Annotated in this window: 15 protein-coding genes; 7 read left to right on the top strand and 8 right to left on the bottom strand. The window is 59.0% G+C overall.

What is annotated here, in order from left to right; translation table 11 throughout:
* Positions 1–102 precede the first annotated feature (102 nt).
* Positions 103–1,767: an energy-dependent translational throttle protein EttA gene (gene ettA / locus ACIQV9_RS14455; protein ID WP_403102419.1), complete on the top strand. Its 1,665-nt coding sequence runs from the start codon at positions 103–105 to the stop codon at positions 1,765–1,767.
* 183 nt (positions 1,768–1,950) lie between these two features.
* Here the strand turns inward: ettA and ACIQV9_RS14450 are convergent, their stop codons facing one another.
* The 4 genes from ACIQV9_RS14450 to ACIQV9_RS14435 all read right to left on the bottom strand — a co-directional run bounded on the left by ACIQV9_RS14450 (position 1,951) and on the right by ACIQV9_RS14435 (position 5,524).
* Entirely contained in the window at positions 1,951–2,445 is a 495-nt protein-coding gene (locus tag ACIQV9_RS14450) for a GreA/GreB family elongation factor (RefSeq protein WP_403102416.1), read from the bottom strand.
* A gap of 70 nt (positions 2,446–2,515) precedes the next feature.
* On the bottom strand, positions 2,516–2,872 hold the full coding sequence (locus tag ACIQV9_RS14445; protein WP_010467512.1) for a hypothetical protein: 357 nt from the start codon (positions 2,870–2,872) through the stop codon (positions 2,516–2,518).
* Positions 2,873–3,088: 216 nt separating this feature from the next.
* Positions 3,089–4,942: a DUF4105 domain-containing protein gene (locus ACIQV9_RS14440; protein ID WP_403102412.1), complete on the bottom strand. Its 1,854-nt coding sequence runs from the start codon at positions 4,940–4,942 to the stop codon at positions 3,089–3,091.
* A gap of 93 nt (positions 4,943–5,035) precedes the next feature.
* Positions 5,036–5,524: a DUF3015 domain-containing protein gene (locus ACIQV9_RS14435; protein WP_403102410.1), complete on the bottom strand. Its 489-nt coding sequence runs from the start codon at positions 5,522–5,524 to the stop codon at positions 5,036–5,038.
* Between the two features lie 276 nt (positions 5,525–5,800).
* Between ACIQV9_RS14435 and ACIQV9_RS14430 the strand changes: the two genes are divergently transcribed.
* Positions 5,801–8,239, top strand: a complete 2,439-nt coding sequence (locus tag ACIQV9_RS14430) for a Lon protease family protein (RefSeq protein ID WP_109634985.1) — start codon at positions 5,801–5,803, stop codon at positions 8,237–8,239.
* Between the two features lie 306 nt (positions 8,240–8,545).
* Positions 8,546–8,866: a hypothetical protein gene (locus tag ACIQV9_RS14425; protein ID WP_403102407.1), complete on the top strand. Its 321-nt coding sequence runs from the start codon at positions 8,546–8,548 to the stop codon at positions 8,864–8,866.
* Positions 8,867–8,890: 24 nt separating this feature from the next.
* On the opposite strand, the gene ACIQV9_RS14420 is transcribed toward ACIQV9_RS14425, so the two are convergent.
* A complete protein-coding gene (locus tag ACIQV9_RS14420) occupies positions 8,891–10,720 on the bottom strand; it encodes a hypothetical protein (protein WP_403102405.1) in 1,830 nt (609 codons plus the stop codon).
* Positions 10,721–10,879: 159 nt separating this feature from the next.
* On the opposite strand from ACIQV9_RS14420, the gene ACIQV9_RS14415 reads away from it, so the two are divergent.
* From ACIQV9_RS14415 to ACIQV9_RS14405, 3 genes are all read left to right on the top strand, one after another.
* Complete coding sequence (locus ACIQV9_RS14415; RefSeq protein ID WP_403102403.1) at positions 10,880–11,368, top strand: TIGR00645 family protein; 489 nt, start codon at positions 10,880–10,882, stop codon at positions 11,366–11,368.
* A gap of 209 nt (positions 11,369–11,577) precedes the next feature.
* Entirely contained in the window at positions 11,578–11,889 is a 312-nt protein-coding gene (locus ACIQV9_RS14410) for a DUF6482 family protein (protein ID WP_403102400.1), read from the top strand.
* A 121-nt stretch (positions 11,890–12,010) separates the two neighbouring features.
* Positions 12,011–12,628, top strand: coding sequence for an FKBP-type peptidyl-prolyl cis-trans isomerase (locus ACIQV9_RS14405; RefSeq protein WP_403102397.1), 618 nt, complete (start codon positions 12,011–12,013; stop codon positions 12,626–12,628).
* A gap of 131 nt (positions 12,629–12,759) precedes the next feature.
* On the opposite strand, the gene ACIQV9_RS14400 is transcribed toward ACIQV9_RS14405, so the two are convergent.
* From ACIQV9_RS14400 to ACIQV9_RS14390, 3 genes are all read right to left on the bottom strand, one after another.
* A complete protein-coding gene (locus ACIQV9_RS14400) occupies positions 12,760–13,017 on the bottom strand; it encodes a hypothetical protein (protein WP_283181734.1) in 258 nt (85 codons plus the stop codon).
* A 206-nt stretch (positions 13,018–13,223) separates the two neighbouring features.
* On the bottom strand, positions 13,224–13,565 hold the full coding sequence (locus ACIQV9_RS14395; protein WP_010467527.1) for a zinc ribbon domain-containing protein YjdM: 342 nt from the start codon (positions 13,563–13,565) through the stop codon (positions 13,224–13,226).
* Positions 13,566–13,755: 190 nt separating this feature from the next.
* On the bottom strand, positions 13,756–14,724 hold the full coding sequence (locus tag ACIQV9_RS14390) for a polyprenyl synthetase family protein (RefSeq protein WP_403102393.1): 969 nt from the start codon (positions 14,722–14,724) through the stop codon (positions 13,756–13,758).
* 240 nt (positions 14,725–14,964) lie between these two features.
* Here ACIQV9_RS14390 and ACIQV9_RS14385 point away from each other — a divergent pair.
* Positions 14,965–15,069, top strand: a 105-nt coding sequence (locus ACIQV9_RS14385) for a bL21 family ribosomal protein (RefSeq protein ID WP_403102762.1), incomplete at its 3' end; no start/stop codon positions are given.

Raw genomic sequence — 15,069 nt, 5'->3', positions numbered from 1 at the left:
CAGCGCGCACGCATTGATAGTTATCAATCGGACGACGCGCACAGTCTGGCCGGGCTTCGCCTGCGCTCCAATCATTCATCTGTCACTGACCCAAGGTTCTCCATGGCTCAATACGTCTTCACCATGCATCGGCTGGGCAAAGTTGTTCCGCCGAAGCGGGAAATCCTGAAAAACATTTCGCTGTCCTTCTTCCCCGGCGCCAAGATCGGCGTGCTCGGCCTCAACGGTTCGGGTAAGTCCACGCTGCTGAAAATCATGGCCGGCGTCGACACCGAGTTCGAGGGCGAAGCCCGTCCGATGCCGGAGCTGAACATCGGCTACCTGCCGCAAGAGCCGATCCTGGACCCGACCAAGACCGTGCGTGAAGTGGTCGAGGAAGCGGTCAGCGTGATCAAGAACGCCCAGGCGCGCCTGGACGAGGTCTACGCGGCTTACGCTGAGGAAGATGCCGATTTCGACAAACTGGCTGCCGAACAGGCCAAGCTCGAAGCCATCCTGCAAGCCAGCGACGGTCACAACCTGGATCGCCAACTGGAAGTCGCCGCTGATGCGCTGCGTCTGCCTGCGTGGGACGCCAAGGTCGAATTTCTGTCCGGTGGTGAAAAGCGTCGTGTGGCCCTGTGCCGCCTGCTGCTGTCCGCCCCCGACATGCTGCTGCTCGACGAACCGACCAACCACCTGGATGCCGATTCCGTCGCCTGGCTGGAGCATTTCCTGCACGATTTCCCAGGCACCGTGGTCGCGATCACGCACGACCGGTACTTCCTGGACAACGTTGCCGGCTGGATCCTCGAGCTCGACCGCGGCGCCGGTATCCCTTACGAGGGCAACTATTCGGGTTGGCTCGAAGCCAAATCCAATCGTCTGGCTGCCGAATCCAAGCAGCAGTCGGCCCACGAAAAAGCCATGAAGGAAGAACTGGAGTGGGTGCGCAAAGGCGCCAAGGCCCGCCAGTCCAAATCCAAGGCTCGTCTGCAACGCTTCGAAGAAATGCAATCGCAGGAATTCCAGAAGCGCAGCGAAACCAACGAGATCTACATCCCGGCCGGTCCGCGCCTGGGTGACAAGGTCATCGAGTTCAAGAACGTTTCCAAGGGTTACGGCGATCGCGTGTTGATCGACAACCTGTCGTTCTCCATGCCGAAAGGCGCCATCGTTGGCGTGATCGGCGGTAACGGTGCCGGTAAGTCGACCCTGTTCCGCATGTTGATGGGCAAGGAAACACCGGATTCGGGCAGCATCGAAGTCGGCGAAACCGTGCAACTGGCGTGCGTCGATCAGAGCCGCGAAGACCTGGACGGCAGCAAGACGGTGTTCCAGCAAATCTCCGACGGTTCCGATCAGATCCGCATCGGCAACTACGAGATCCCGTCGCGCACCTACGTCGGTCGCTTCAACTTCAAGGGCGGCGACCAGCAGAAGTTCGTCAAGGACCTGTCCGGTGGTGAGCGCGGTCGCTTGCACCTGGCCCTGACCCTGAAAGAGGGCGGCAACGTCCTGCTGCTCGACGAACCGTCCAACGACCTCGACGTTGAAACCCTGCGTTCCCTGGAAGAAGCCCTGCTGGACTTCCCGGGCGCCGCCATTGTGATCTCTCACGATCGGTGGTTCCTGGACCGCGTGGCGACGCACATCCTGGCGTACGAAGACGACTCGCAAGCGGTGTTCTTCGAAGGTAACTACACCGAGTACGAAGCCGATCGCAAGAAACGCCTCGGCGAAGCGGCTTCCCAGCCGCATCGTGTACGGCACAAGAAACTGGCCTGATAGCCGGTTGGTTGCATGAAAAAACGGAGCCTTCAGGGCTCCGTTTTTTTATGGGCTTCAGTTGCACCGGGGCGCGGCCATCGCAGGCAAGCCAGCTCCCACATTTGATCTTCAGTGAACGCTGGAATTGCGATCACTTCTGTCCCTGTGGGAGCGGGCTTGCCCGCGAAGGGGCCCTGAAGATCACCCAACCTCTATACCCAGAACCTCAATCACCAAATCCCCCACCGGCCGCTTCCACACCACCTCATCCCCGACCTGCGCACCGAGCAACGCCCGCCCCAGCGGCGATCCCCAGTTGATCAAACCGCTCGCCGCATCCGCCTGATCCTCACCCACCAACTGCACACGTTGTTCGTGGCCCTGCTCATCGGCAAAGGTCACCCACGCGCCAAGCTGTACTTTATCGGTCGAGGAGGCCGGTACGACCAACTGAGCGCTTTGCAGGCGTTGATTGAAATACCGCCAGTCACGCTCAAGGTCGGCCTGGCGCTGTTTGTCCGTGAGTTCACCTTTCGCACTCTGTTGATTGATCAGGTTTTGCACCTCGGCGACTTTCGCCTGAAGCTGCGCAAGCCCGGCGGGCGTGACGTAATTGGGCTGTGCGCTGACCTGCCGTTCGACTGGCTGATCGGCTTGCGCGGCAGCGTTATCTTCATTGACGAAAGCGCGACTCATGGTTTTCTCCCGTTATAGGGTTTGGGCCATGGTTGCAGGCTTTTAGTTTCGATGGATGTCTGTCAGCGACTCATTGCGAGCGATAGGCACGGGCGGCGTCCTGGTCCTTCTGTTGCTGCCAGGCTTTGTCCCGGTCGTCCCAATGGTGGCTGCGATAGTCCTCGCGATCCTCGCTTTCGCGCATGGCCTGGCACTGGCGAAAACCGTCGCTCCAGCCTTCGGCGTACTGCTTGTCCTTGAGATAACGCGGGACGTTTTTGCGAAACTCCCCGGTGATTGCCCCGGCCGCTTGCCGGCCGCTGCTGCAACCGTCATCGAAACCGTCGGCGAACGCCGGTGGGTAACCCTTGGCGATCAAATCTTCGTGGGTCGTCTGGCAACCCGCGATCAACATCAACAATCCCAGCACACCTGCGCAACGCCACATCTCGAACTCCCGGCCGGTGAACGGCCTATAAGGGAAGTCTAGGAGTGGAATCGTGAGGGGGATGTGCAAGGGCTGTGAAAAATCTATTGAACACCGCTATTCCTTTGTAGGAGCGAGCCTGCTCGCGAATGCGGTGTGTCAGTCGACATCAACGTTGACTGATACACCGCCATCGCGAGCAGGCTCGCTCCTACAGGGAAAAGCAGTGCTTGCGGGTCAATAGTGATACCACTTCACCTCAAGTATCACTTCGTTCTCGGGCGAGGCGAGGTGGCTGAATTCGCGCTGGGCACTGAGGCGCAGGCCCAGGTTGCGTGACAATTCCCACTGCTGGTTGAGGCTCACACTGCGGCGCACCTCGCCATTGGTGAAGAAATCGCCCTTGGCTTCCAGGCTGAAGTTGCCCAGCGGGTTTTTCCACAGCACACCGCTATTGAAACCTGCCGCCGGTGCGATAAAGCCTGCGAAGTCGTTGTTGTGCTCGACGCGCACGGTGCCCAGTGCAAAACCGAGCATGTCCTCGCCCAGTTGCCAGGTACCGCCGCCGCCACCGTTGACGTGGCTGACCAACGTTTCATCGTCATGTTTGCCCGGCACGCGCTCCAGACCGCCGGTGACTTGCCACGAGAGCGGCTGCAACAGCTCATTGCGCGGCGTCAGTGAGCGAATGGTCGCCAGGTCGAGTTGCTGGAACTGCCAGTGATTGCCTTCGTACTGACGCAGTTTCATCTGCAGGATTTCGATCTGCGCGCCAAGCGGGAAGCTCTCGGCGTTATCGTTGAGATCGTGATAAGCCATGCGCAGGCCATATTCGCCAAACGCCTTGTCGCCCCGGGTGCCGATACCGGCCTGCCAAGTGCGGGATTCGTGTCCGTCCTCGGGCAGGCCGGGCCTTGGGATGTCCAGCTCAGGGGCGGGGTTCTGGTTGATCGCCCGCAGCAGTTCGAAACTGCGTTGCGCCCGCTCTGGATCGCGCTCCTGACCGTTGGCGCGGTAGCGTTCGAGGCGGTAAGCCGCATCGATGATCAGCGCCTGACGGTCGCGCGGTTGAGCCTTGAACGCGGGTGTCTGCAATTGTTTTTGGTCGGCGCTGACTTTCAGCACCCACTCCTGTTCTTCGTCAGTCAACGGCACGGCACGGCTCAGCAGTTCCCGTTCACGAGACGGACGATACTGAATGGATTCCACCAGCCCGGCCTCTTTCACCGCTTTGACCGTGTCGGTGGGAATCGCGGTCAGCGGGAATTGTTCGGTCAGACGCAGACTCGGCCGTGCCACTTGCAGCAACTCAAGCAGGCGATAGGAGCAGTTTTCGTCGAAAAAGAAATAGTCGAACTGGATCTGCTTCAACTCCCAGACGTGCTCGACCATGCGTTCGGTTTCTGCCTGCGTCAGGTTCAGCCGGTATTCCCACAGATCGCGGTTCTCGAGGCTGCGGTATTCCGAGAGTTTTTCCTGATAAGGCACCAGCGCGAACAGGCCCGGATAGCCGCCCATCAAGCCTTTCCAGGCATAGAGGATGCTGTTGTCCGAGCCTTCGATGTACGCGCCGAAGTTGATCGCATAACTGAGCAGGGCGGTTTGATCGCTCTGTACATTGGCCTGGTCGATGCGCAGCAAGGTATGGCCGAACATCGATGACGGACTGTTCAGATACGCTGCCGGGAAAATCATCACCGCGCTGTGGGGCGAGACATCCTTGAACCATTGCTTGAATTCGCTGCAATCGAGGGGCGGCAGATCGGTCAGGTTGAGCTGCGCCTTCAGCCAGCGGGTGCGGGCAGGATAGACGCATTGGGCGTGCTGTTCGCCCGCACTGGCCGGGGCGTACAGCGCCTGCACGGTGGCCGCCAGTTCGCGGTCGGGGTGTTCATTGCCGTCGGGTGCGAGAAAGAACTTTTTGTCGCTGACATAGCTGCGCCAGCCGCCCAGCTTGGCGGTTTCGTAGTGGCCCAGGGAAATCCAGAAGGGGTCGTTGGCCAGTTGCTGCAAACGTTGATTGTCGACATGTGGCGCGGCGGACAGCGGGGCGCAGACACAGAGCGCCAGCCAGGCAAGGCGTTTGAGCATAGTGGGCAACTTAAGTCGAAAAAAAACAAAGACCCAAAGAGGGCAGGTCCAAAAAATAAAGCCCGCCCCCCGAAAGGAGCGGGCGGGTCGAGCTTAAGCTTGAGTCGCGTACTTGGCCAGACGCGGATCGTTCTTCAGAACGGCCAGGGTATTGGTATGCACGTCGTCAGCGGTCACGTCAGCCTTGCTGAAGATCTGCTGGAAGTGCTCATGAGTGACGGCGGCGAAATGCGCACGGTCTTCCGGCGCTACGCCCAGTACCACAGCGTAAGTGGTCAGCGCTTCGCCCTGACCTTTAGCCATGTCTTCAGACAGCTCGTTCATCATGCCATTCATGGCAATCCAGGATTTGCCGCCATAGGTCAGCGACGCATTGGTCGAGCAACCGTTGGTGCCGGAAGTCATACCAAATGTTGCATTACCGGACGTGCCGTTGGTGGTGGATGCCAGGAAGTGAGCCGGGGTGCCACGCTGCCCTTCGAACAGCATGTTGCCCCAACCGCAATCCGGGCCGCCTGGCGCCTGCGCCATGGCGTTGATGGATACAGCGGTGAAGAGAGTACCGAGAAGAATCCGTTTCATAGCTATGTTCTCTTTATGTGCATACCAATGGACAAGGGGTCTGGCCCAATCCGGCGCCAGTGGGCCAGTTATTAATCCAGCCGCGCAGTTTGGAGTTTAGGCACGTTCCCGGGGTTCCGTGATTTTTTGCAAAACATTCGTTGAAATCATTGATTTGCCCCCGGCCTGCCTGGAGATGACGGTTTGTCTATGCTTTGGCTGGAGGCGCGCCTTGCAAGTGAGGTATGGGCAGCGCCAGAATGCCGCTATCTGCCCCGCCTGATGTAAGGAAGCCCGATGCCTGATCCTGTTGCTGCCAGCTTGCGTCTAGCGCCTGAAGCGCTGACCCGTCCGTTTTCCGCTGAACAGTTCAGCTTCTCTACCACCAATGATCTGGAGCCCTTCCGCGGTGTGCTTGGCCAGGAACGTGCGGTCGAAGCCTTGCAGTTCGGCGTGGCCATGCCGCGCCCCGGTTACAACGTATTCGTCATGGGTGAGCCCGGCACCGGCCGGTTTTCGTTCGTCAAACGCTACCTGAAAGCCGAAGGCAAACGCCTGCAGACCCCGGCCGACTGGGTCTACGTCAACAATTTCGATGAACCTCGCGAGCCTCGCGCACTGGAATTGCCGTCGGGCACCGCCGGCGCCTTCATCGGTGACATCAACGGCTTGATCGACAACCTGCTGGCGACCTTTCCGGCGGTGTTCGAACACCCGTCCTACCAGCAGAAAAAAAGCGCCATCGACCGAGCCTTCAATCAGCGCTACGACAAGGCACTGGACGTGATCGAGCGCCTGGCGCTGGAGAAGGAAGTCGCGCTTTACCGCGACGCCAGTAACATCGCGTTCACGCCGATGAGCGAAGGCAAGGCCCTGGACGAAGCGGAATTCGCCCAGTTGCCGGAAGCCGATCGCGAGCGTTTCCACGACGATATTTCCGGTCTGGAGGAGCGACTGAACGAAGAACTCGCCAGCCTGCCGCAATGGAAGCGCGAGTCGAGCAATCAACTGCGTCACCTCAACGAAGAAACCATCACTTTGGCCTTGCAGCCGCTGCTGTCGCCGTTGTCGGAGAAATACGCCGAGAACGCCGCCGTTTGCGGTTACCTGCAAGCCATGCAGGTCTATCTGCTCAAGACCGTGGTCGAGCAACTGGTGGACGACAGCAAGACCGACGCCATCGCCCGCAAACTGCTGGAAGAGCAATACGCCCCGAGCCTGGTGGTCGGTCATTCGTCCAGCGGCGGTGCGCCGGTGGTCTTCGAGCCGCACCCGACTTACGAAAACCTGTTTGGCCGCATTGAATACAGCACCGATCAGGGCGCGCTGTACACGACCTATCGGCAGCTGCGCCCGGGTGCATTGCACCGGGCCAATGGCGGTTTCCTGATCCTTGAAGCGGAAAAAATGCTCAGCGAGCCGTTCGTGTGGGATGCGCTCAAGCGCGCCCTGCAATCGCGCAAGCTGAAAATGGAATCGCCGCTCGGTGAACTGGGCCGTCTGGCCACGGTGACCCTGACGCCGCAACACATTCCGTTGCAGGTCAAAGTCGTCATCATCGGTGCGCGTCAGCTGTACTACACGCTGCAAGACCTTGATCCGGACTTTCAAGAGATGTTCCGCGTCCTGGTGGACTTCGACGAAGACATCCCGATGGTCGACGAGAGCCTGGAGCAGTTCGCCCAGTTGCTCAAAACACGCACTTCGGAAGAAGGCATGGCGCCGCTGACGGCTGATGCCGTGGCGCGCCTGGCGACTTACAGCGCGCGTCTGGCCGAGCACCAGGGGCGTTTGTCGGCGCGTATCGGCGATCTGTTCCAGCTGGTCAGCGAGGCGGATTTCATTCGTCACCTGGCGGGGGACGAGATGACCGATGCCGGGCATATCGAACGGGCGCTCAAGGCCAAGGCCACCCGTACCGGGCGGGTCTCGGCGCGGATTCTCGATGACATGCTCGCCGGGATCATCCTGATCGACACGGACGGTGCCGCCGTCGGCAAGTGCAACGGGCTGACCGTGCTGGAAGTCGGCGACTCGGCGTTCGGTGTGCCGGCGCGGATTTCCGCCACGGTCTACCCGGGCGGCAGCGGCATCGTCGACATCGAGCGCGAGGTCAACCTCGGCCAGCCGATTCACTCCAAGGGCGTGATGATCCTCACCGGGTATCTGGGCAGCCGTTACGCCCAGGAATTCCCGCTGGCGATTTCCGCGAGTATCGCGCTGGAGCAGTCCTACGGTTACGTCGATGGCGACAGTGCGTCGCTGGGTGAGGCGTGCACGCTGATTTCGGCCCTGTCGAAAACGCCGCTCAAGCAGTGCTTTGCGATCACCGGCTCGATCAACCAGTTCGGTGAAGTGCAGGCGGTGGGCGGGGTCAATGAGAAGATCGAAGGCTTCTTCCGTCTCTGCGAGGCTCGCGGGCTGACCGGTGAGCAGGGTGCAATCATTCCGCAGGCGAACGTCGCCACGCTGATGCTCGACGAGAAGGTGTTGTCGGCGGTGCGTGCGGGGCAGTTTCATGTCTACGCCGTGCGTCAGGCTGACGAGGCGTTGAGCCTGTTGGTCGGCGAACCGGCCGGTGCGCCGGATGCCGATGGCCAGTTCCCTGAAGGCAGCGTTAACGCGCGGGTGGTGGAACGCTTGCGCGTGATCGCGGAAATGATCAGCGAAGAAGACCTCAAGGAAGCCGAGAAAGAAGCGGCGCTGGAGGCGCTGGTCGAGGCCAAACCGGCCTGACGCCAAATGGAAAACTGATGATCGTTCCCACGCTCTGCGTGGGAACGCCTCCGGTGACGCTCTGCGTCACGTTTTCAGCGACGCGGAGCGTCCCGGGCTGCATTCCCACGCAGAGCGTGAGGAACGATCAGTGCCATCACTCTGGCGTCAATATTCACACAATGACCATTCGGCGCCTTCTGGTCTCACTTGACGTGCTAGTCAAACTTTTCTTCTATTCTCAGCTCAAGGATATCGACAGTAATCACTGGATCGAGACAGCCTTCCCGTGGGGGCTGAATACCGGATCTATCGAGGGTCGCCGCCATGTCGCGCAACCTCTGCCTCACCCGTCAATGCCTGGGCCTTGTGACCCGTATCGAGTGTGCCATCCGCCCGTTGGCGGGGGATACGGGCATGTGGACCTTGCTCTTCGCCGCCGGAATGGCTGGCGAACAACCTTCGGCCATCAAGGCGCAGGGCCCGTTTCATGGTCCTTTCGCGGCTGAATCAATCCTCGACACGATTGTTGAAAGCCTGACGCTGCATGGCTACGAGCTGGCCGATGACCCGCAAATCTGGTGCCTGCACCTGCAAGCCCAACTGCGGGAAATCAACGGCGGCCGTTGCCGCAACCTCGGTGGCTGAGTTTCGGACCAGGCACTGACCCGGCTATTGATCAAGGTGGGTCAGGTCTGCCTCGGCCAGTTTGACCTCGAAACCATATTGCACCGTGGTGAGGTCGGTTCGCTGATAACTTTCCAGACGTGTTGGCTGGCCATAGAAGTAATGCACGGCAGATAACGCCGGGCCTTCTGCGCTCGCGTCGTGAGTGACCGAAAGAATTTCTTTCAGATAGTTTCCAGAGTCGTCTTTGGCGAAAAATCGCCAGTCCTGGGCAGGAAACAGCTTCAAATCAACCACCAATGCATTGCCCTTTAGTTCCAGGCCTTTGGGCAGCGTATGGGCGTCGAGCGATTGTTTGGCCACCGTCGCCAGAAACAACGGCATGGAGCCCACTGCATAGGCCGGTGTTTCCGGAAACAGGTTCAAGTCATAGGTGATAGCGCCACGCAACGGGTCGATCTCATAAGCCTCCGGCGGCAGCTCGATCGGCTCATCGCGTTTGCCGCTGCCATCCTCCGTAAAGAACGTGACCGGGCTATTGCCAGGGTTGAACGATGTGCCGAGCAGTTCATCATTGAAGCTTCTGAGGTGGTCGAACTCAATGCGCGCGGCGCTGGGGTCATCCACCGACTGACTGACGATGACGCCCTTCTTCAGTTGTTCCTCACTCAAAGTCGCGCCCTTGAGCCAGGTCGGCGCCCGATCGTCATACACCACCACCGGTAAGGTCAGTGGCTGGATGGTTTTTTCCGTGGTGTGCGAGTCGAAGCGGCGCACCGGCAGGTTCAGGTCCTTGCGGGTCACCGTGGCGGCCGAGAAGTCCAGCACGCTGACTTCAACGGTTTCGATCGGACCGTTGAAATACACTTTGCTGTAATGATTCTTCTGCTGCGCCTCGAAGGTGCGCTGTTCTTCATCGATCTGCTTTTCGAAGGTTTCGCTCCAAGCCTTCTGCTGTTGAATTTTCGCCAGTTGTTTTTGATAGAAGGCAATTTGCGCAGCGGTTTCATTGATCGAACCCGAGCGCGAGAGAAATTGCCCGGTGGTGTCCCTGGCCTGGACGATCAGCGGGTTCAACGGTGTTTCGCTGACTTCGGGGGCCAGTGGCGCGCTGTTGTTGAATTCGATTTCGGCGTAGTTGTTGCCAAGCTTCAGCAAGGTGACGCTGAGGTTGTCGTTGGTGCGGGTCTGACCAACGTCTTTCTTCGTCAGGTCGAAGGTGTAGAGCCTGCGCGGGGCGATGACCTCGACCTTGCCTTGCAGGCTCACCGGTTGGGGCTGGTTCTTGTTGTCCACGTCCAGACCGTCGATGAACGGATAGGTCACCGTCAGATCATCCGGGTTGGTCAGGTTGGAGCTCGACGGGCTCAGTTGAATGCCTGGATCGGTTTCCGACCATTCCGGCTGGAACGCGATGACGCGCTTGTTGCTCAAGGTCACCGATTGCCATTCCAGGCCATGGGGAAAGAGAAACGCGGCCGGAATGTTGAAGTTGAAAGGGAACACCGGTTGCAGGTCGGTCAGGTAGTCGGAACTGGAATCCTTGTGCAGCACGAACAGACCGTTGATGTAGGTATCGACCAGGGCCTGTGGCGTGGGGTAGTGCTTGAGCACGGCGAGGGCGTCTTCGCCGTATTCGGTTTCCACGGGTTTGCTGTCGAGCTTGAGTTGCGCACGCTCGAGCAACAGCAGCGAACCGCCGAGTTCGGCCACGGCATCCTTGAGCTTCGGATCCTCAATCGCATCCAGAGACTTCTCGAACTGCGCGGTCTTTTCCTCGAGGCTGGTCTGGCGCTTCTCATCGCTGGGTGAGCAGCCGCCCAGCAGCAGAGCCAGGCAAATACCGGCACTCGTTATTGGCAATCGCACATCCATTTCCAGTCTTCCTGTCCGATGTCGCTGAGCTGTCAATAGTCTGGACACTAGCAGAAAAACTTTGTGACACCCGCGCAGGTTGCGGATTTCCCGACGGTTTCTGGCTGTAACGGGGGGCTGTTATACTCGCGGCCATTTCCAGCCCACGTGTGAGATTCAATGGAACGCTTTATCGAAAATGCAATGTATGCCTCTCGCTGGCTGCTGGCACCGATCTACTTCGGTCTGTCCCTTGGGCTACTGGCGCTGGCACTGAAATTCTTCCAGGAAGTTTTCCACGTCATTCCCAACGTATTCTCGATGGCCGAGTCGGATCTGATCCTGGTGCTGCTGTCGCTGATCGACATGGCGCTGGTGGGTGGTTTGCTGGTGATGGTGATGATTTCCGGTTACGAGAACTTCGTTTCCCAACTGGACATCGACGACGACAAGGAAAAGCTCAACTGGCTGGGCACCATGGATTCGTCTTCGCTGAAGATGAAAGTGGCGGCCTCCATCGTGGCGATTTCGTCGATCCACCTGCTGCGGGTTTTCATGGACGCCAAGAACGTCGATCCGGAGCATCTGAAGTGGTACGTGATCATTCACATGACGTTCGTTGTGTCGGCGTTTGCCATGGGCTACCTGGACAAACTCACCAAGCATTGATTCACACAAAACCCTGTAGGAGCGAGGCTTGCCCGCTAAGGGGCCGTGTCAGTCGATATAGATGTTGCCCGTCACACCGCCTTCGCGGGCAAGCCTCGCTCCTACAGTCAGGCGCAAACAGACGGGCGGTGTCGTTTGTGGCTTGTACTTTGAGGTGCCAAGGCCTATGCATGTATTGATATTGGCTCGACACCGTATGAGGTGCCTTCATGAACTTCGTTGAGTTGCGTGCGTATGCCATCGCCGGGAAAATCGATGAGCTGAACCTGATCTCCATGGAAGGCGGGATCTACCTGCTGGAAGCGCGCATGCATGGTGCGGCGTATCCGTTGAGTGATGCCCACGACAAGATGGTTCACCTGCGATCGGTCGAGCACGCGCGTCAAATGCTTCACGCATTTCCCTCCTTGCCGTTCAATCTTGTACACACCTTGGTTCATGATGAAATGTGCGGACTAGGTGCCAATGTCGAGGGAAACCTGAAAGTTCCGATTGCCTTCCGTTCTGCCTGGCACCACTGACAGCTCTCATCAACGCCACGGCATCTGTGCTAGTCTGCTGGCCCTTTTGGTTCCGGGCGCTCCGGGACGCGCTGTGCACGCACGGCAAGTTCCTGGGCCGTCCGCACAGCGGAGCAGTGTCATGTCCGAAGTAAATCTGTCCACCGACGAAACCCGCGTCAGCTACGGTATTGGCCGTCAGCTGGGCGATCAACTGCGCGACAACCCGCCACCGGGCGTTAGCCTGGACGCGATCCTGGCTGGCCTGACTGACGCATTCGCCGGTAAGCCTAGCCGTGTGGGTCAGGAAGAAATGTCCGCCAGCTTCAAGGTGATCCGCGAAATCATGCAAGCCGAAGCGGCTGCCAAAGCTGAAGCGGCTGCTGGCGAAGGCCTGGCTTTCCTGGCTGAAAACGCCAAGCGTGAGGGCATCACCACCCTGGCTTCGGGCCTGCAATTCGAAGTGCTGACTCAAGGTGAAGGCGCCAAGCCAACCCGTGAAGATCAAGTGCGCACTAACTACCACGGCACCCTGATCGACGGCACTGTGTTCGACAGCTCCTACGATCGTGGCCAGCCTGCAGAATTCCCGGTCGGCGGCGTGATCGCTGGCTGGACCGAAGCCCTGCAACTGATGAACGCTGGCAGCAAATGGCGTCTGTACGTGCCGAGCGAACTGGCTTACGGCGCTCAAGGCGTTGGCAGCATTCCGCCGCACAGCGTACTGGTATTCGACGTCGAGCTGCTCGACGTTCTGTAAGCTCTTGATCCTGTAGGAGCGAACGGTGCGGCGATCCGACTTGCTCGCGAATGCATCACCTCGGTTTCAAGTCGGAACCGAGTTGTCAGGTTCGCGGGCAAGCCTCGCTCCTACGGGGTTTGTAGTGTTACTCATACCTCGATCTTGTGGTGCAGTTCGCTCGTCGGGCGCAACGCCCGGGCATAGCAGAACAGAAACAGATTGCGCACCAGTTCCTTGAGCACCACCGGCTCGCTGGAACTCAAGCCGTTGACGTCCAGATCACCCTGATCCTGCAGCTCGTTCAAGGCTTCTTCTTCAAGCACCGCACAGACTTCCCCGGTTTCCCGATGCAGGATCCTGAGGTACGGGTGTGGACGGTCCAGCCAGGCATCGATCAAATAAGTCATGGGTCTCATCTCCATTGATGTGTTTCAATGAGAATAATTCTTATTCATCAAATAGCAAGGATCTATTGGCGATTTGTGATTTTTTCCGGGTAAAGATTGCGTAAGGTCAAAACGGCTGGCGTTTGGCTATTGCGAGGATATGTTGGGAGAGGCGGGGGAGGGTGAAGCAGCATCCCACGCGGGGCGCGGGATGGAAGACAGCAGAATCAGACTTTTCTGACGAACTCGGATTTGAGCTTCATCGGGCCGATGCCGTCGATCTTGCAGTCGATGTCGTGATCGCCATCGCACAGGCGGATGTTCTTGACCTTGGTGCCGACCTTGACCACCAGCGACGTGCCTTTGACCTTCAGGTCCTTGATCACGGTGATGGTATCGCCGTCCTGCAGGACGTTGCCCACCGAATCCTTTTTCACGGTGTCATCGGACGCTGCTTCGGCTTCGCCGCTGGCAGACCACTCGTGGGCGCACTCGGGGCAGATCAGCTGAGCGCCGTCTTCATAGGTATATTCGGAATTGCATTTTGGGCAGGGTGGCAACGTGCTCACTAAAGCTCCTTGGATTCAGGATCGTTAAAAAGCGCACATTGTATAGGGTTTTAGGCGGGGGGTGGGTCAACACGATTCCTGTGGGAGTCGGGCTTGCCCGCGATGCAGGCACCTCGGTATGTCAGAAGCACCGCGGTGATGCCATCGCAGGCAAGCCAGCTCCCACAGGAGCTGGGGTGTAACAAGTGGATCAGTGCGTGCGGGCTACTGCAAACTCGCTCAATTCGACCAGTGCATCGCGATACTCGCTGGCTGGCAGCGCATCGAGGCATTTGATCGCACGGGCCACGTAATCACGGGCCAGATTTGCGGTGTAATCCAGCGAGCCAGACGCTTCTACCGCTTCGCGAATGCTTTCCAGGTCTTCGATGCCGCCTTTCTGGATCGCCTTGCGCACCAGCGCAGCCTGCTCCGGCGTGCCTTCGCGCATGGTATAGATCAGCGGCAGGGTCGGCTTGCCTTCGGCCAGGTCGTCACCGACGTTCTTGCCCAGGGTTTCCGCGTCGCCACGGTAGTCCAGCAGGTCGTCGACCAGTTGGAAGGCCACACCCAGGTGATCGCCGAAGGTGCGCAGCGCTTCGCTCTGCTCCGGTGTGGCACCGGCCAGGGCTGCCGCACTGTGGGTCGAAGCCTCGAAGAGCATCGCGGTTTTGCCGCGGATGACTTCCATATAAGTTTCTTCGGTGGTGCTGGCGTCACGGACCTTGGACAGCTGCAACACTTCGCCTTCGGCGATGATGCGCGTGGCTTGCGAAAGGATCTTCATCACCGGCATGGAGCCCAGTTCGACCATCATTTCGAAGGAGCGCGAATACAGGAAGTCGCCCACCAGCACGCTTGGCGCATTGCCCCACATGGCGTTGGCGGTCGAGCGGCCACGGCGCATGCCGGACATGTCGACCACGTCGTCGTGCAGCAGGGTTGCGGTGTGCAGGAACTCGATGGTCGCGGCCAGCAGGCGCAGGTCATCGCCTTCGCGACCCAGGGCCTTGCCACACAGCAACACTAATAGAGGACGCAGGCGTTTACCGCCAGCCGAGGTAATGTAATCGCCGATTTTCGATACCAGCGGCACTCGGGAAGTCAGCTGCTTCTTGATGATGCCGTCGACGGCGCTAAAATCGTCCGCCACCGCGCGGTAGAAAGCTTGGGGTTGCATCAGCGACAGTTGCTCCAGAAGGGTTGCGCGGCATGCTAGGACCCACGTCGGCGGGTGTCAAGGCACGATGGACGGCCTCTTGCATCGCCCCGGCAGCTTGCGTACAATCGCGCACCCTGAACTTCCTGGGCAGCACCTGCCTTACGCAATTGCAAACAGGCCTTCCAGCCTTATGCAGCCATGCCAGCCAATACCTCTTCTTATAAAGAGCTGGGTGAGCAGGATTATCGGAGAAATACCATGTCGTACGCAGTAATTGTTACTGGTGGCAAGCAATACAAGGTCGCCCCAGGTGAATACCTGAAGATCGAAAAACTGGAAATCGCAAAAGGCGAATCCGTTACA

The sequence above is a fragment of the Pseudomonas sp. NPDC099000 genome, assembly GCF_044759925.1.
Lineage (GTDB): Bacteria > Pseudomonadota > Gammaproteobacteria > Pseudomonadales > Pseudomonadaceae > Aquipseudomonas.
This window is presented reverse-complemented; position numbering and strand designations above follow the sequence as displayed.